Source organism: Bacillus sp. PK6-013 (assembly GCF_054161445.1).
The window spans coordinates 3,843,863-3,859,830 of sequence record NZ_CP096417.1; the positions used below are offsets into that span (position 1 = coordinate 3,843,863).

Annotated in this window: 20 protein-coding genes; 13 read left to right on the forward strand and 7 right to left on the reverse strand. The window is 45.7% G+C overall.

The window, feature by feature from the left end:
• Positions 1–149 precede the first annotated feature (149 nt).
• From M1E03_RS19380 to M1E03_RS19420, 9 genes are all read left to right on the forward strand, one after another.
• Entirely contained in the window at positions 150–533 is a 384-nt protein-coding gene (locus M1E03_RS19380; protein WP_003178893.1) for a YwqH-like family protein, read from the forward strand.
• A gap of 13 nt (positions 534–546) precedes the next feature.
• Complete coding sequence (locus M1E03_RS19385; RefSeq protein ID WP_020450144.1) at positions 547–825, forward strand: YwqI/YxiC family protein; 279 nt, start codon at positions 547–549, stop codon at positions 823–825.
• A gap of 17 nt (positions 826–842) precedes the next feature.
• Complete coding sequence (locus M1E03_RS19390) at positions 843–2,231, forward strand: ribonuclease YeeF family protein (protein WP_458110567.1); 1,389 nt, start codon at positions 843–845, stop codon at positions 2,229–2,231.
• 10 nt (positions 2,232–2,241) lie between these two features.
• Entirely contained in the window at positions 2,242–2,508 is a 267-nt protein-coding gene (locus tag M1E03_RS19395; protein WP_026580529.1) for a hypothetical protein, read from the forward strand.
• A 5-nt stretch (positions 2,509–2,513) separates the two neighbouring features.
• A complete protein-coding gene (locus tag M1E03_RS19400) occupies positions 2,514–2,819 on the forward strand; it encodes a DUF4176 domain-containing protein (RefSeq protein WP_035400541.1) in 306 nt (101 codons plus the stop codon).
• Between the two features lie 338 nt (positions 2,820–3,157).
• A complete protein-coding gene (locus M1E03_RS19405) occupies positions 3,158–3,838 on the forward strand; it encodes a hypothetical protein (protein WP_429674024.1) in 681 nt (226 codons plus the stop codon).
• Between the two features lie 20 nt (positions 3,839–3,858).
• Positions 3,859–4,305, forward strand: a complete 447-nt coding sequence (locus tag M1E03_RS19410) for a hypothetical protein (protein ID WP_145930095.1) — start codon at positions 3,859–3,861, stop codon at positions 4,303–4,305.
• 67 nt (positions 4,306–4,372) lie between these two features.
• Entirely contained in the window at positions 4,373–4,717 is a 345-nt protein-coding gene (locus M1E03_RS19415) for a hypothetical protein (protein WP_231562565.1), read from the forward strand.
• 25 nt (positions 4,718–4,742) lie between these two features.
• Positions 4,743–5,189 carry a hypothetical protein gene (locus M1E03_RS19420; protein ID WP_075213069.1) on the forward strand — a complete coding sequence of 149 codons (447 nt, stop codon included), beginning with the start codon at positions 4,743–4,745 and terminating at the stop codon, positions 5,187–5,189.
• Between the two features lie 34 nt (positions 5,190–5,223).
• On the opposite strand, the gene M1E03_RS19425 is transcribed toward M1E03_RS19420, so the two are convergent.
• Genes M1E03_RS19425 through M1E03_RS19440 form a run of 4 tightly spaced genes read right to left on the reverse strand, consistent with a single transcriptional unit; the run spans position 5,224 to position 7,946 of the window.
• Positions 5,224–5,679: a pyridoxamine 5'-phosphate oxidase family protein gene (locus M1E03_RS19425; RefSeq protein WP_458110568.1), complete on the reverse strand. Its 456-nt coding sequence runs from the start codon at positions 5,677–5,679 to the stop codon at positions 5,224–5,226.
• 15 nt (positions 5,680–5,694) lie between these two features.
• A complete protein-coding gene (locus M1E03_RS19430) occupies positions 5,695–5,922 on the reverse strand; it encodes a non-oxidative hydroxyarylic acid decarboxylases subunit D (protein WP_020450130.1) in 228 nt (75 codons plus the stop codon).
• A 19-nt stretch (positions 5,923–5,941) separates the two neighbouring features.
• Positions 5,942–7,363 (reverse strand): non-oxidative hydroxyarylic acid decarboxylases subunit C, encoded by a 1,422-nt coding sequence (locus tag M1E03_RS19435; RefSeq protein WP_023855656.1) that lies wholly within the window; start codon positions 7,361–7,363, stop codon positions 5,942–5,944.
• A gap of 13 nt (positions 7,364–7,376) precedes the next feature.
• Entirely contained in the window at positions 7,377–7,946 is a 570-nt protein-coding gene (locus tag M1E03_RS19440) for a non-oxidative hydroxyarylic acid decarboxylases subunit B (RefSeq protein ID WP_020450128.1), read from the reverse strand.
• Between the two features lie 121 nt (positions 7,947–8,067).
• On the opposite strand from M1E03_RS19440, the gene M1E03_RS19445 reads away from it, so the two are divergent.
• Positions 8,068–8,940, forward strand: a complete 873-nt coding sequence (locus M1E03_RS19445; protein WP_020450127.1) for a LysR family transcriptional regulator — start codon at positions 8,068–8,070, stop codon at positions 8,938–8,940.
• A 46-nt stretch (positions 8,941–8,986) separates the two neighbouring features.
• Here M1E03_RS19445 and rocF read toward each other — a convergent pair whose 3' ends face one another.
• From rocF to M1E03_RS19460, 3 genes are all read right to left on the reverse strand, one after another.
• Positions 8,987–9,880 (reverse strand): arginase, encoded by an 894-nt coding sequence (gene rocF / locus M1E03_RS19450; protein WP_020450126.1) that lies wholly within the window; start codon positions 9,878–9,880, stop codon positions 8,987–8,989.
• Positions 9,873–11,276, reverse strand: a complete 1,404-nt coding sequence (locus M1E03_RS19455) for an amino acid permease (RefSeq protein WP_223254835.1) — start codon at positions 11,274–11,276, stop codon at positions 9,873–9,875. The genes rocF and M1E03_RS19455 overlap by 8 nt, the downstream gene beginning before the upstream one ends.
• Before the next feature lie 213 nt (positions 11,277–11,489).
• On the reverse strand, positions 11,490–12,692 hold the full coding sequence (locus tag M1E03_RS19460; RefSeq protein ID WP_103750264.1) for an ornithine--oxo-acid transaminase: 1,203 nt from the start codon (positions 12,690–12,692) through the stop codon (positions 11,490–11,492).
• A gap of 242 nt (positions 12,693–12,934) precedes the next feature.
• Here M1E03_RS19460 and M1E03_RS19465 point away from each other — a divergent pair, with 242 nt between their 5' ends.
• From M1E03_RS19465 to M1E03_RS19475, 3 genes are all read left to right on the forward strand, one after another.
• Positions 12,935–14,347 carry a sigma-54 interaction domain-containing protein gene (locus tag M1E03_RS19465; protein ID WP_023855659.1) on the forward strand — a complete coding sequence of 471 codons (1,413 nt, stop codon included), beginning with the start codon at positions 12,935–12,937 and terminating at the stop codon, positions 14,345–14,347.
• A gap of 115 nt (positions 14,348–14,462) precedes the next feature.
• Complete coding sequence (gene tcyA, locus M1E03_RS19470) at positions 14,463–15,269, forward strand: cystine ABC transporter substrate-binding lipoprotein TcyA (protein WP_020450122.1); 807 nt, start codon at positions 14,463–14,465, stop codon at positions 15,267–15,269.
• Positions 15,256–15,960 carry an amino acid ABC transporter permease gene (locus tag M1E03_RS19475; protein WP_020450121.1) on the forward strand — a complete coding sequence of 235 codons (705 nt, stop codon included), beginning with the start codon at positions 15,256–15,258 and terminating at the stop codon, positions 15,958–15,960. Before tcyA ends, M1E03_RS19475 begins: the two co-directional genes overlap by 14 nt.
• The last annotated feature ends 8 nt before the right edge of the window (positions 15,961–15,968 follow it).

Here is a 15,968-nt window from a genome sequence, read left to right on the forward strand (position 1 = left end):
CCCTGCTCCACCGCTTGATTCGATCCTTTAATCACGGTACATTTTTCCTATTCAACTCATTTATACCATGTTGTAACATTAATAAGGTCCTTTAATGAACGGATCCCAACAGGTCATTTGAATCAAATTTTCCGGGAGGTGGCAGTAACATGATCTGGGAAAAAACAGTTTTATACGGGCTGCAAGGTACACTTCTCATCAAAAAACAACAGCTCGAACAACTGAAAAATTGCCAAACTGAATTAGAAGCAGATAAAAAGGAATTTGACGATTCAAAAGACAGCATCAAAAAGCCCGAACTGTCGCCGACAACATGGCAGGGCAGCCTTGCTGATTCTTTTAAAAATGTCAGAAGCGATATGAAAACGGCCTACAATGATATTTGCGGAAAACAGTTAAATGAAGTGTTTAAACAATTAAAAGAGAAAATCTCTTCCTTAAATGATGACATTGATTCACTAGGTAAGGATATCAGCTCATTAAAAACGAAAATTGAAAAGCTGGAAAAAGAAGAAAGAGAAGCCCGCCGCTAAAGGAGTGATTACGATGGGTCAAGAAATCAAAGTCAAAACAGGCGAAGTCAAACAGGCGCTCTCGAAGCTGAAGCATTCAGCCCAAGCTGTAAAACCGAACGTGCCGACAGATATCAGCGGCAAAAACAACCTTGACGTCGTCAAAAAAATCGAAAGCATGAACAAAGATTTGAAAAGCCTGACAAAAGCATACGCTTCGGCTCTCGCTAAACAGATTGCGCAAACCGAACAGGCTGTCAACGCTATAAAAGACGCCGACAAAAAGCTGTCGTCATCGATCAAAGCCAAGTAGAAGGAAGGGACTACGCATTGAAAACTCTAGATGTTCAGGCTTTTCAAACCGGCCTAGACAAAACGCTGACCGAATTAAAAAACCAGACTGACGAGATTTCAAAAGTCAAACAAAGCGTCAAAGGTCTCACCTCCCTTGACGACGCCTTAAAAGGCGCGGGCGGTGAAGCGATCCGCTCGTTCTATGAAGAGTGCCATACCACTTTTCTTCTTTTTTATGAATCTTTTATTTCCGACTATAAAGGACTTTTAGAAAAGACGAAAAGCGCACTTCATTCCCTTGAACCGAACCAAAACGGCTTTATCTCGCAAACCTTTCTTGAAAACGAACTCCATGACGGCGTCAGTCAAGCCGAATCGCTGACAGGCAGATTGACGTCAAAAGCCAATATGACTATTCTAACGGTCAAAAACATCGTCGACCTGCCCGACCTCGACGATTCAGCCGTCAACGAGAACGCCAAAAAAGCCCAAAGACAAATCAGCGAGACGCTTGAAAAGCTTCATACTTTTGACCGCGAACAGACAAATGCGCTAAAAGTGGCGAGGGATGACCTCGACACAATGAAGCAATACATCCAGCAGCTGGAGAGGATGTATACGGGGCCGAAGATTGAGATTCAAAATTACTCTTCCAGTGTTTTAAAAAAAGAACCTGCAATTCAAAACCTGTTTAATGAATTGCAGAAAAGGAATACTAGTTCAACTGAAATTGATAATATTAAGAATGGTAAAAAGTCGAACACTGTAAAAGAGTTTTATGGTATAGGTAATACATCAAGTAACGAGAAAGTTGACGGAGAATTTAAAACAGAAGTAACAGGGGGATTTGGGTATTCTGGTGCTGGAAATGCCAGTTTTAAGTATTCAAGAAAAGATTATGAAGTTGATATGAATTTTGATGCAAGTATTTTAGATACAAATAAAGGTTTTAAAGATAAAGGAGAAGATGAAAAAGAAACTTATTTTCAGTTGGGAGACGTCGAAGGCGAAATCAGTGTTCCATATCATCCAGATAAATTTGTAGACAATTATGCTACAAACAATTTCATGGGTGCTAAAGGAGAAGTTAATGGAATAAAGGCAAACTTCGATCACGAAAATTCACCTGTGCGTGTTGGTATTGATATCGGTCATGCCGAGGCAGGTGCAGGTATAGAAGACTATGGAGTCGGCATAGGAGCTTCGGCAAGCATTGCAGACGCAGAAGTCGTTGTCAGCCCATTTAACTGGAACGGCTATAAACCTCTTGAAGAATGGTTTGGCTGGGATTATAATCCGTATATCGGTGTTGAATTTACTTTTGGAGGAGCAGGTGTTGAAGCTAAACTCGGGACAGAAACTGAACTTAAAGTCGCCGCCGGTGTGGGCATCGGTTTAAAATTAGGAGCCGAAAAAGACGAATAGGAGGCTTTTTATGAATCATGGAAAGGATTTTCTAAATAAAAAAATAAATGAAGCTATGATAATCTTCACTATTTTATTCCCTGTAGTAGGTATCTTTTTTGTCATCATGGCGATATGGGGCCTAGCAGAACAAGCGCCTTCAGAGATTCCATTTGCAATATCAGTTATTAGCATATTCTTTTTCATTTTTCCAATCATCTTACATATTTACAGAAAAAAAATTTGGCTTAAAAAACATCCTGAGTTACAACGAAAAAATGGAAAATCGGAGGAATAAGCATCATGTTTAACGAAAAAAAAGACGAAGAACATATATCTGAAGATTGGCTTCCTATCGGTACAGTAGTGAAAATCAAGAGCGTCCGCAAACCTGTCATGGTTTATGGAAGAAATCAAATTCAATCATCCAGCCAAAAAAAATTCGATTATGTTTCAGTCCCATATCCTGAAGGCAATATTACCGAAGACTACAACCTATTCTTTAATCACCATATGATAGAAGAAATCCTTTACATGGGCTATGTAACAAATGAAGAACTCAACTACAAAAAAACTTTAGGTCCTAAAATGCACGATAAGGAGATTTAACATTTGGAAATTTGGAAGAATTACAGAAAAAAGATAGTCATATTCATCTACTGCTTTTTTACATTTGGAATAGGGTTTAGCGCTGTAGTCATTCCTGATATACCATGGAGCGAACGACTGGGTTTATTTACCATTCAATTTGTTATGTTGAGTATAGTTATCTTTATAGGTTATAAAATATGCAACAGAATTTTCTTAGGGAGTTTCAAATAGGTAAAAAAATATACAAACATTGTACAATTATTAATCAATCACACTAATAAGTAAATGTTTTCCGAAAGCATCTCTCCCGGGATGCTTTCTCTTATGTTCATTTTCAACACCGGAGGAAAGACAGCTTGCTTAAATTGAAAGATACTATACTATACAAAGATTTACCTACCAATATTCAGTCTCATTTGACAGCTCCCATCAGCCGGGAAAGGAAATGGGGAATGGCGTGTTTTATCGTGATGATGCTGGATATTTTAAGCATATTACCTGTGCTGGTGAACAAAGCAGATTTTTTCATATTCGCCGCTGTTCCTGTTGCTATCCTGATCAATATATGGATGATCATCATGAATACCAAAAGCATGACCGGATATCATCATCACCTTCAATATGTTCGCTTTATGGGCGTATCATTCAGCGGTACGTCATATTGCCAGTTGATCACAGCGCAAAAAATGATGGTTTCTGCTATCGGTTTTCATGTACCGCTGATCAGTCTGTCATTATTCATTTATGCCGCCGTTATTTTCCTCATCATTCGGTATTATTTGGTTGTTTTCCCTGATTCTAAAAAAGGCAAAAGGGAGACAGCAGCTCCGACAAGGATGCTCCTGGCAGCTGTTCCGGCAGGCGGTTTTGTAATAAGTCATGCCGTTTTGCGAGTTTCCGAGTCTGCCGTTTATTTGTTGATGAGTACCGTCTATCTGCTTATGGCTTGTTTATTTTCTATGATGGGGGTCAAATTCATCCACAAATATTTCTTCATCAAAGCGAATCAAGACATCATCAGACAGCATAGGATTTAAGGCACAAGGAGAGGTCATGTTTGAAAGGCAGAAATAAAATCATTCTCTCAGTTTATTCCCTACTTGCAGCAATCGTTATTTTGACCGGCCTTGTCAAACCTTCAATGAACTGGAAGGAAAAGCTTGCCGTCATCGGCTTTATGTTCGTTTCAATTTCTTTATTCGCCTTCATCACTTATGTGTTCATAAATAAGCCGAAGAAAGATCAAAGCGCGCCCCGATGCAACATCGTCGCGAAAATCTTTTGGAAGAAATACAGAAAACCGTTCATGCTCTCTTTCTACTTCGTCGGCATCCTGATTGTGGGAACATCCGTGTTTTTCATGCCCGAACTCTCACTCGCTTGGAAATCCGGCGTGTTTGCAATTTTGTTTGCCGTGATATCTGGCGGCTTTTTTACTGTTTATCAAGCGGCGAATCAAATGCTGAACCGGTCTTGTTTGGAAAGAATGCCTGACGAAGAATGAGAAGCTTTTTTTAGCAGAAAAAAAGTTTTGTTAAAAAACGCTGGAGTCCGCCATTCATAAAGGAGTAATGATGTCACCAGAAACTTTTGTTGAATATACCGAATATTTCATCGCCGGTATGTTGGCCGCTCATTTCGCTTACAGTTTGGGTTTTTTAATCATTGCGAGTCACATGATCATTGAATATGAAAAAATGATCTTTTTAAAACCTGAAAAATGGTCCCATAAAATCACAAATACATTCGTTTTTCTTCTTGTCGGCACCGGTTACTTTGTTTACAAACGGCTATTAAAATACAACTGGTTCCTGAGAAAACTGTATTTCGCCCTCTATCTTCTGGGCAGAGGCATTTTAAGCATCATCATTTTTTATATTTTTTCTTTTCTGATCCATCTCATTTTCAGCGTTTAAATCATTTACGATTGGAGAGATCCGAATGTCTAAATTTCTACAAAAACCAAGAAACAAAGCTATCTTATCCGTCTACCTGTTTTTCGTTTGCGGCTCCGTTCTCAGCTCTGTTCTGAATCCGGTGATGAGTCTGGGAGAAAAGCTGTTTATCCTCTGTTTTAATATTTTCTCGGCAACTTTATTCGCATTTCTCATTTATGTGCTGCTAAATAAACTGATGAAAGATGAAGACCGCAAACACCCGGCAGACCCCGAAAGAAACGGGATTAATCAAGTAATTTGGAAAAAATACAAAAAGCCGCTGATCCTGTTTGTTTATTTTGGCGGCGTGTTTTCCGTCTGCGCTGTTATTCTTCCTATGTCGATATATACCGTTGCTGAAAAGCTCGTGATCCTTTCGATCGCGATTATTTTCATTACAATTGGCTGTACCTTGGCTTATAAAGTGACGAATAAGATGCTGCAGAAATAATTGAAAGGACCATGGTTCGCCATGGTCCTTTTCTTCAGTTCCTCAGCTCCTCCAGCGTCTCCTCCCACCGCCGCAAAACCGCCGCTTCATCCTTCAGCTCAATCTGAACGCCGGAGATGATATCGGCGTATTTTGCGATATCTTCCCGGGCCGCTTCGACGGTGCCGGCGAAGCGCGCTCTCGGGTGTTTGGCGTCTTTTAATTCGGGCAGTTTCTTTAAAGAGAGCCGCACATAATGTGCTTTGCCTTTCCAGCAAGTGACGAAGAGCGCCCGGCCTGTTCTCGCGATGTTCGCGGTTGTCGTTGTGCCTTGCCAGAGAGCCAGGCGGATGTCGGTTTTGTTCAAGGCGAGGATTTCGCCGGCGCTGATCATCGCTGTGTGCGGCCAGCCTTCTTCTGTGACGGTCTGGAGCATCATCGCTTCGCGCCGCTTTCCGGCGAGTTTCTCTCCGTTTAACAGCTGAAATAATTCGTTTGATAGCTGAGTCATGCCGGATGCCTCCCTTTAGATTTTCCGATCTGGAACCGCTGGCACTTGTACGGCTGTTTCCACTTCAGAAGGGTCGATTTTAAAGGCCGGATTGTATTTTTCAGGATTTGTGATCGTCTCCGGCTCCGATGATCTCCAAGTGAAAAAGCAGTGCTGACATTGATAAACTTCCCAGGCTCCTTCAACGGGTGACTTGCTGACGGTTTCCGCTTTTTTTAATTCGCAGCGCGGACATGTATGCATGATGAAACACTCTCCTCTTTTATTGATTTAGCAGATTCATTAGTTTCGCTTCCCACTCTTTCGTTCCTATAGGGGAATCGAGCGGTTGTGAATAGTGTCCTCTTGTTTCCGGGGCCACAGGTGTTGTCGCGTCCAAGATCATTTTGTGGGTGATTCCCGCCGGTTCAGAACCCGGGTCAAGCGCCAGAACGGATAAATCCGGGATAATGACTGCATCGTGTTTTGGATGCATTTTCGTTGAAATGGCCCACATCACTTGCGGGAGATTAAACGGATCGACGTCTTCGTCAACGAGGATCACCATTTTGCAGTAGCCGAGGCCGTGCGGCGTCGTCAGCGCGCGCATACCGACAGCTTTGGCGAATCCGCCGTAGCGGCTTTTCGTTGAGACAATGGCGATCAAGCCGTGTGTATACATCGCGTTTACCGCGACAATTTCATTCGGATAGGCCTCTTTTAGCTGCTGGTAAAGCGGCACACATGTATTAATGCCGACCATGTAGTCAACCTCAGTCCAAGGCATGCCTAAATAGAGGTGTTCAAAAATCGGGTTGTTGCGGTGGCAGACGCGCTTGATTTTGATGATCGGCATGCTTCTTCCGCCTGAATAGTGGCCGGTAAACTCGCCGAACGGGCCTTCATACTCGCGTTCGCCCGCCAGGATCTCACCTTCGAGAACCACTTCCGCGCCCCATGGGATATCTAAGTTAGACAGTTTTGATTTGACGATTTTATAAGGTTCACCTTGCAAGGCCCCTGCCATTTCGTATTCTGATTGATCGTATAAGAGCGGTGTGGATGCCGCCGTTGCAATGACCGGTTCGCAGCCGAGCGCAATCGTGACAGGCAGGTTTTCGCCGCGCTCTTCAGCCTGACGCAGGTGGATTGCAATATCATGCTGCGGGACGGGCTGAATGCCGAGACGGTCTTTTCCTTTTACCTGCAGTCTGTACATGCCGACGTTTTGTTTGCCGAAGTGTTCCGGATCCTCGACATCTCTGGAAATGACGCATGCCTTGTCTAAATAAAAGCCGCCGTCGCCCTGATTGATGCGGAAGAGCGGCAGAATGTCAAACAGGTTGATGTCTTCTGTGATGTCATTTTCGTGAAACGGCGCTGTCTCCTCTCTTTGCACTTTTACAGGAAATTGATCATAGCGGCGTGCGAATTCAAAGAACTGTTCTTTGACCGGCGTGTCTTTCGGAAGGCCGAGCATTAACGCGTGGTTCGGCCAGGAGCCGATGACATTCAGGGCGATTTGGGCATTGTTATAGCCGTAAATGTTGTTGAATAAAAGAGCGGGTGATTTGTCTCCGAGGTTATTGGCGGCGCGTGCAGCGGCACCCAAATCGGGTTCCGGCTTCACCTCTTCCTGAACTTCAAGAAGCTGTCCTTCTTTTTTCAGCGTGTTTAAAAAATCTCTAAAATCTTGATAAGCCATTCTGTTATCCTCCTTATTTCTTCTGTTTCATTCCTTCCCAGCGCTTCGCTTCAGACAGATGGATTCCAAATTGGTCCAGCGTCCGGAATACGATATGGTCGACCATTTCGGTCAGATTTTGGGGATGATTATAAAAAGCCGGCATCGGCGGCAGGATCACCGCGCCCATTTTTGTCAGCTCAAGCATGTTTTCAAGATGAATCTGGTTCAGCGGCGTCTCCCTTGTTAACAGCACAAGCTTTTTCCGTTCCTTCAGCATGACGTCCGCCGAACGGGTCAACAGGTTATCCGCCATACCGGTGCGAATGCCCGCCAACGTCTTCATGCTGCACGGTGCGACAATCATTCCGTCCGTTTGAAAGGAACCGCTTGAAATGCGGGCCGCCTGGTCTTTGTGGGAATACGTAAAAGATGCGAGCTTTTCTACGTCTTTCATCGTATATCCCGTTTCATGCAGAATCGTTGCTGCTGCCCACGGAGAGATGACTAGGTGTGTCTCTGCGTCGGTTTTCTTCAGCCACTCCAGCATCCGCACGCCAAATATCGCGCCGGTCGCGCCCGTAATTCCGACGATGATGTTCATATGCGCCCCCCTTTCCCTCTTGGTGCTTCAGTTAAAATGATACGCCTCTATTTACCATATTGAAAATATCTGTTAAATCTATATATAATACTTTAAAGGTATAAAAAGGAGTGCCGAGAAAATGGATATTCGCCAGTTAAAGTACTTTGTTACGATCGCACAGGAAGGAAAGATTACAACGGCGGCGAAACGGCTTCATATTGCCCAGCCGCCCCTCTCCAGGCAGTTGAAGCAGATGGAAGAGGAGCTCGGAGTCGTTTTATTTGACCGGAACAAAAAGAAAAACCTGACGCTGACCTATGAAGGAGAAGTGTTTTTGAAAAGAGCAAAAGAAATCCTGCACAAGCTTGAGGATTCCATCTTGGAGGTTCGGGAGCTGCGTGAAGAAGTCAACGGAACCCTTGCCGTCGGTTCAACGATTTACTGTGCAGCTCTATTGCTCTCAAAAGTCTCGAAGATCAGGGAAATGTACCCGAATTTAATGTTTAACATTTGGGAAGGTGAGCCTTCACGGCTGAGCGGGCTCTTGGAAAACCGGCAGATCGATGCAGCGGTCACGACAACGCCTTTCCACAGCAAAAATATCGAAGCAAAGAGCCTGCCGGAGGTCCCATGCAAGCTCGTTCTTCCGGGGAATCAGTCGTATGGCTTAAAAGGGGAAGCTGGAATGAAAGAAATTGCCGGTCTGCCGCTGATTCTGCTCAGACCGTCGCACGGAAAAGGGATTTATGATGAGGTCGTCCATCACTTTCACTCATTGGACCTTGAGCCGAAGGTCGTCTGTGAGTGCCATGATTCTACAACGCTCCTCAGCCTTGTCACCTCGGGATTCGGAGCAACGATTCTGCCGCTGTCCATGCTGCCGGCGCATTTTGCGCGTCATGTTCAGACATTGGAGATTCAAGACAATCCGTTTATTCTGCAGCCATCTGTCGTTTGGCGGGCCGGCAGTTTTCTGCCGAAGCCCGTAAGAGAGTTTTTGGCTTTATTTTGATAAAAAAAGAAAAGGCATCATGCCGATGCCTTCTCCTTTTCATTGGTTACAGCAGCTTCTTCCCTAACAGCGATTCGATCAGTTCGACGGCCGCCTCACCGGTTTTATTTTTATGATCAAGTATCGGGTTGACTTCAACAAACTCGGCAGAAGTAATGATATCTGCGTCATAAAGCATTTCCATCGCCAAATGGCTTTCCCTGTAGCTGATGCCTCCGACGACAGGGGTGCCGACTCCCGGAGCGTCGCTCGGATCAAGACCGTCCAGATCGAGGCTCAGATGAATGCCGTCGCAATTTGCTGACAGATACTCGATCGTTTCCTCTATCACCTTCGTCATGCCAAGCCTGTCGATTTCGTGCATGGTGTAGACTTTCATGCCGGTTTCACGGATATATTTGCGCTCTCCTTCATCAAGCGAGCGCGCACCAATGATGACGACATGCTCCGGCTTGACTTTCGGCGTATAGCCGTGAAGGTTGACCAGCTTTTCGTGGCCGACACCGAGACTTACCGCCAGCGGCATACCGTGGATGTTGCCTGACGGCGATGTCTCCAGCGTATTTAAGTCGCCGTGTGCGTCATACCAAATCACGCCGAGTTGTTGATAATGCTTGGCTACCCCCGCCAATGTCCCGATGGCTATGCTGTGGTCTCCGCCCAACACGAGCGGGAAGCGGCGCTGCTCGATGACATTGTCGACGATATCAGCCAGCTTGCGGTTTCCTTCGAGTACGGAAACTAAATTTTTCAGCCCTTCGTCTCCTTTTGGCTGATCCCGATTGATCGGCACATCGCCCAGATCATCGATATCATAGCCAAGCTCGGTCAGACGTTCCACGATATGAGCGTAGCGAATCGCGCTCGGTCCCATATCCACACCGCGCCGCGCCTGTCCCAAGTCCATCGGCATTCCAATCAGAGAAACTTGCTTATTCATCAATAACCACCTCATCGTTTGTTTTGTTTTGATAGATCAATGCTTCTTGTCGCTCAAGACCCTGGCGTTTTTTCACAAATACGTGATAAACAAAGTAGCAGGCCGACATGAACAAAATCCCGCAGTACAATGCCATCCTCTGCTCTGAATCAAAGGCAAGGCTCACAAGGACGGCGCTGTTTAAAATAAATCCCGTCAGCGGCAAATAAGGGTAAAGAGGCGTTTTAAATTTCAAGTCTTCAACCTTACCGCCTTCTTTAACATATCTTCTGCGAAATAGCAGCTGTGATACCGTAATCGTGATCCAGCCGACTTGTGCGCTTAAACCGGCTAGAGACAGAAGCCAGATGTAGAGCGTTTCCGCGGCAACTACGCTTGAGACGAGGGACAAACCCGCAAAACCGAGCGTGATCCACAGCGCATTCATCGGGATCCCTCTTTTATTGACCCGGCTTAAAGCCTGAGCGGCCATTCCTTCTTTCGCAAGGGAGTAAAGCATCCTCGTCGATGCGTACAAACCCGAATTCGCCACCGATAATAAAGCAATTAAAATAACAAAGTTCATCAGATCGGCGGCATACGGAATGCCAATTTGTTCAAATACGACAACGAACGGGCTTTCAACAACCCCCGCTTTTTCCCATGGAATCAACCCCGCCAGGACAAATACGGACAGGCCGAAAAACACGAGTGTCCGCCAGACCGTCTGTTTGATGGAGCGGGGCACCGTTTTTTCCGGATTTTCGCTTTCCCCCGCCGCGATCCCGATCAGCTCTGTCCCTTGAAAGGCAAAGTTGACGGTGATCATCGTGATAAAGATCGCGCCGAATCCGTTTGGAAAAATTCCGTCTCCAATCAGATTGGAAAAGAACGGTGCAGCCTGTCCGTCTTTCATATCGATAAATCCGAACATCGCGCCTCCGCCGAGGATAATAAACAGAAGGATGACGATAATTTTAATGCCGGACAGCCAAAATTCCGATTCCCCAAAGGCTTTCGCCGATAGCGCGTTAAGCGAAAAAAGCAGCAGACCGAAAATCAAACACCATATCCAGACGCCGACATCGGGAAACCACCTTTTCATCAGCTGCCCCGCCGACAGAAATTCCAAAGCGACCGTAACCGACCAGCCGAGCCAGTAGATCCAGCCAACGGCAAATCCTGTGGCAGGCCCGATAAATTTTGTCGCGTACGTCTGAAAAGAGCCTGAAACCGGCATTGCCACTGCGAGCTCCCCGAGGCAAAGCATCGTAAAATACATGATCATTCCGCCCGCTAAATAAGAAAGAATCGCGCCGATCGGCCCGGCTTCATTAATCGTATATCCTGTTCCAAGAAAAAAGCCGGTTCCGATGACGCCGCCAAGCGAGATCATAAACAAATGGCGTGATTTCATCGTTCTTTTCAGTGTATATTGTTCACGGTTTTCATGGTTCAAACCGCCTTCACCCCTTCCGTTTCCATTCTCCCTAATGTCATCTCCCCCTATGACATATAGACTATTTTTTAAATCTTCTGAACATTTTCCTGATATTTCAATTTTTGACAAACTTCGCACATGCGGCGAAAAAACGGGCTGAACAATCCCCTTATTGTTCAGCCGTCCGCTTTACTTCGACAAAACACGGGTAATCTTTTCAATCGCCCAATCCAAATCCTCATTTGAAATAACAAGAGGAGGCGCAAAGCGAATCACCGTTTCATGCGTTTCTTTGCAGAGCAGGCCTTCTTCTTTCAAACGCTCGCAATACGGACGCGCCGCCTCGGTCAGCTCAACCCCGATGAACAGCCCTCTGCCGCGCACTTCTTTGATTTTTGGATTATCGATTTGCGAGAGCTTCTCTTTAAAATATTCCCCGAGCTCCAGCGACCGTTCAGCGAGCCGCTCATCTTCCAACACTTCAAGGGCGGCGATCGATACGGCGCATGCAAGCGGGTTCCCTCCGAAAGTCGACCCGTGTGAGCCGGGATTAAACACGCCAAGCACATCCCTGTTTGCAGCAATACACGATATTGGGAACACGCCGCCTCCGAGCGCTTTTCCTAAAATGTACATGTCCGGTGTGACATCCTCCCAATCAGAGGCGAACATTTTGCCTGTTCGCGCAAGCCCTGACTGTATTTCGTCAGCGATAAACAAGACATTGCGTTCTTTACAGACTTCTGCAGCCTGTTTCAAAAAGCCTTCCGGCGGAATGACAATACCCGCTTCACCCTGAATCGGCTCAATTAAGAAAGCGGCCGTATTCGGTGTGATCGCCTGTTTCAGCGCCTCCAGATCCCCGTATGGAATCAGCTTGATGCCAGGAAGCATCGGCCCGAAACCGCGTTTATACTCTTCTTCTGATGAAAGCGACACAGCCAGCAGCGTCCGGCCGTGAAAATTGCCTACACATGCGATAATTTCAGCCTTATTGTCCGGAACGCCTTTTACATCATAAGCCCAGCGCCGGGCTGCTTTAATCGCGGACTCAACCGCTTCCGCTCCGGTGTTCATCGGCAGAACCATATCTTTCCCCGTTAATGAAGCGACCTTTTCATAGAAAGGACCAAGCTGGTCATTGTGAAAAGCTCTCGACGTCAAGGTGATTTTGTCGGCCTGATCTTTTAACGCCTGGATGATTTTCGGATGCCTGTGCCCTTGATTCACTGCGGAATAAGCGCTCAGCATATCCATGTATCGGTTACCTTCCGGATCTTTCACCCACGCGCCTTCCGCTTCAGAAATCACGATCGGCAGAGGATGATAGTTATTCGCGCCAAAATGTGCGGTTTGCTTCATAATTTTCTCGGACTTTGATAGAACCGTCATTCTGATTCCTCCTTCTTATTTTTGGACATACATGCCAGATGTCGTATTTTGTTTCACACTATTTTATATGCAAGGATCGTGCCAATCTTAAAACCGCAAATTTTCAGAACATTGCATGTATAATTCGCAAAAAATTTTGCGGTCTTTATTCAAAGGTGCAAAAATAAATGCATATTTTTTTGCACCCTTATCAAATCTTCACTTACAATGGAGAGACAGTTACGAACAAAGGGGGATGTCACTTGCTGAAGAATTATGATTTACTCAAGCTTATTTTTCAAAGAATTATAGATGAAATCGATATCGGCTTGCATGTCGTCGACGAAAACGGCACATCTGTTGTCTATAACAAAAAAATGAGCCAGATTGAAGGGATGGATGTCAACGATGTGCTCGGCAAAAACGTGCTGGACGTGTTTACCTTTGCCAGCCAATATGACAGCACTCTCCTGCAGGCGCTGCATCACGGGAAAACGAACAAAAACGTCAAGCAGACCTACTTCAATAACAAGGGCCAGGAAATTACGACCGTCAATCATACGTTTCCCATTATGGAAAACGGGAATACGAAAGGAGCGGTTGAGATTGCCAAAGATGTCACAAAGCTTGAACGGCTGATCAGAGAAAATATGAACAAAACAGAAAACACAAAGTATACGTTTGACAGTCTGATCGGCGTCAGCCCGGCGTTCAAGGAAGTCATTGAACATGCAAAGCGGGCGACCCGGACCTCTTCCTCCATTCTCATTGTCGGCGACACCGGAACCGGAAAAGAACTGTTCGCCCAAAGTATACATAACGGAAGCCAGCGGTCGACTGGCCCATTCATCTCACAAAACTGCGCAGCCCTCCCGGAAAGCCTCGTCGAAGGCCTTTTATTCGGCACGGCCAAAGGCGCATTCACGGGTGCCGTCGATCGCCCGGGTCTTTTCGAACAAGCAGACGGCGGCACACTTCTCCTTGACGAGATCAATTCTTTGGACTTCAGCTTGCAGGCAAAGCTTTTGCGCGCGATTCAAGAAAAAACGATCAGGCGGATCGGCGCTTCGAAGGATACTCCGATCGATGTCAGGATCATCGCGACGATGAACGAAGATCCAGTCGACGCGGTCAGCGGGCAAAGACTGCGAAAAGATTTGTATTACAGGCTGAGTGTCGTCACCTTGTTTATTCCTCCATTAAAAGATCGAAAGGAAGATATCATGCCGCTCACCCAGCATTTTATCGACAAATACAACGCATTGTTCCAAATGGAGGTCAAAGGTTTTGAAGAAGAGGTGCAGCGGTTTCTGCTTTCATATGATTGGCCGGGAAACGTCAGAGAACTTGAACATTTAATTGAAGGCGCCATGAATTTGATGTCTTACGAAGACAAACTCGAGCTGACGCACCTTCCATTGCAATACAGGACAAAACCAGCGGCAAAAAAGCAGCTGCCGCAGCAGGGCTATGATCTGTTCGCCCCGCTTCCTTCCGTCTCGGCAGCTCCTTTGAAGGAACAAATCGAGAATGCCGAAAAGTATTATATTCAAAAAACCGTTAAAAAATGCAATTACAATGTGTCCCAAGCGGCGCGGGTTCTGGGGATCAGCAGGCAGAGCCTGCAATACAGGCTTAAAAAATGGAAGATCCGTTTTGATCAGGAATCAGAATGATTATCACTAAAAACGAATTTCTTGACTCATACTAAAAAAGGTTTATGCTTTACTTTTGTAAGACCGTTAAGTACAATCATATCAACTAAATCCAATCAGAAAAGTGGGGAATAAAATGAAGAAAGCAATATTCGCTGTATTACTGACGCTGTTGATCACCGTGATGGCCGCATGCGGCGCGTCAGGGGACAATTCCAAGGATAAAAACGCAGCAGGCGACAGCCTCTGGTCTTCAATTAAAGATAAAGGCGTTTTGACCGTCGGTACTGAAGGAACGTACGAACCATTTACATTTCACGATAAAAAAACAGATCAATTAACAGGTTATGATGTCGAAGTGATGCAGGAAGTCGCCAAGCGCCTCAACCTGAAAGCTGAATTTAAAGAAACGCAGTGGGACAGCATGTTTGCCGGCCTCAACTCCAAGCGTTTTGACGTCGTTGCCAACCAAGTCGGGAAAAAAGACCGTGAAAATCAGTATGATTTTTCCGATTCATATACAACTTCCCAAGCCGTCGTTGTCACAAAAGCGGACAACAACGATATAAAAGCTGAAGGGGACGTCAAAGGGAAAAAAGCTGCACAATCTTTGACAAGCAACTATAATGACCTTGCGAAAAACGCCGGCGCTGAAATCGAAGGCGTGGAAGGAATGGCTCAAGCGTTTCAGTTGATTCAGCAGGGCCGTGTCGACCTCACCTTTAACGATAAACTGGCGGTGTTGAACTATTTGAAGACATCAGGAAACAAAAACCTGAAAGTCGCTTTTGAAACAGGCGAGCCGCAAACTACGCATTTTGCTTTCCGCAAAGGAAGCGGCGAGCTGGTTGACAAGGTCAACTCCGCGCTGAAAGACATGAAAGAGGATGGCACACTCGCGAAAATAGCGAAGAAATGGTTTGGCGAAGATGTTTCTAAATAATATACAAGCGGCGGCCATCGGCGCGGCGATCCCCTGGGATCTTGTGCGTGAATCATTTTGGCCGATCTTTTTAAGGGGAATCTATTACTCGATTCCCCTTGCCATTCTCTCTTTTATATTCGGTATGATCATCGCATTGATCACGGCGCTGGCGAGAATGTCCAAATCCCGCATTTTAAGAGCGGTTTTCGGCATTTATGTCTCAGCGATCCGCGGAACGCCGCTGCTCGTTCAGCTATTCATTATTTTTTACTTGTTTCCAGCATTTCAAATCACGATTGACCCGTTTCCGAGCGCGATCATTGCCTTTTCATTAAATGTCGGCGCATATGCTTCGGAAATCATCAGGGCTTCCATCCTTTCCGTTCCGAAAGGGCAGTGGGAAGCGGCTTATTCGATTGGAATGACTCAAAAAACGGCCCTTACCAGGGTCATCCTGCCGCAGGCTGTACGCGTGTCGATTCCGCCATTATCCAATACATTCATCAGCTTGGTTAAAGACACATCGCTTGCGTCACAAATTCTTGTTGCTGAATTATTCCGGAAAGCCCAGGAAATCGGGGCCAGCAATCTAGACCAAATTTTAATCATTTATATGGAAGCCGCATTCATCTATTGGATCATCTGCTTTGTTCTCGCGCTTGTTCAGCAGCAGATTGAACGGCGATTGGACCGGTATGTGGCCAGGTAAGGAGGGAA

Coding starts and splice junctions, on each gene's coding strand:
- M1E03_RS19445 (WP_020450127.1), top strand. CDS start 8,068: ATGGATATTCGCCAGTTAAAGTACTTTGTTACGATCGCACAGGAAGGA.
- rocF (WP_020450126.1), bottom strand. CDS start 9,880: ATGAATAAGCAAGTTTCTCTGATTGGAATGCCGATGGACTTGGGACAG.
- M1E03_RS19385 (WP_020450144.1), top strand. CDS start 547: ATGGGTCAAGAAATCAAAGTCAAAACAGGCGAAGTCAAACAGGCGCTC.
- M1E03_RS19415 (WP_231562565.1), top strand. CDS start 4,373: ATGATGTCACCAGAAACTTTTGTTGAATATACCGAATATTTCATCGCC.
- M1E03_RS19435 (WP_023855656.1), bottom strand. CDS start 7,363: ATGGCTTATCAAGATTTTAGAGATTTTTTAAACACGCTGAAAAAAGAA.
- M1E03_RS19400 (WP_035400541.1), top strand. CDS start 2,514: ATGTTTAACGAAAAAAAAGACGAAGAACATATATCTGAAGATTGGCTT.
- M1E03_RS19460 (WP_103750264.1), bottom strand. CDS start 12,692: ATGACGGTTCTATCAAAGTCCGAGAAAATTATGAAGCAAACCGCACAT.
- M1E03_RS19395 (WP_026580529.1), top strand. CDS start 2,242: ATGAATCATGGAAAGGATTTTCTAAATAAAAAAATAAATGAAGCTATG.
- M1E03_RS19380 (WP_003178893.1), top strand. CDS start 150: ATGATCTGGGAAAAAACAGTTTTATACGGGCTGCAAGGTACACTTCTC.
- M1E03_RS19455 (WP_223254835.1), bottom strand. CDS start 11,276: ATGAAATCACGCCATTTGTTTATGATCTCGCTTGGCGGCGTCATCGGA.
- M1E03_RS19425 (WP_458110568.1), bottom strand. CDS start 5,679: ATGACTCAGCTATCAAACGAATTATTTCAGCTGTTAAACGGAGAGAAA.
- M1E03_RS19475 (WP_020450121.1), top strand. CDS start 15,256: ATGTTTCTAAATAATATACAAGCGGCGGCCATCGGCGCGGCGATCCCC.
- M1E03_RS19430 (WP_020450130.1), bottom strand. CDS start 5,922: ATGCATACATGTCCGCGCTGCGAATTAAAAAAAGCGGAAACCGTCAGC.
- M1E03_RS19420 (WP_075213069.1), top strand. CDS start 4,743: ATGTCTAAATTTCTACAAAAACCAAGAAACAAAGCTATCTTATCCGTC.
- tcyA (WP_020450122.1), top strand. CDS start 14,463: ATGAAGAAAGCAATATTCGCTGTATTACTGACGCTGTTGATCACCGTG.
- M1E03_RS19440 (WP_020450128.1), bottom strand. CDS start 7,946: ATGAACATCATCGTCGGAATTACGGGCGCGACCGGCGCGATATTTGGC.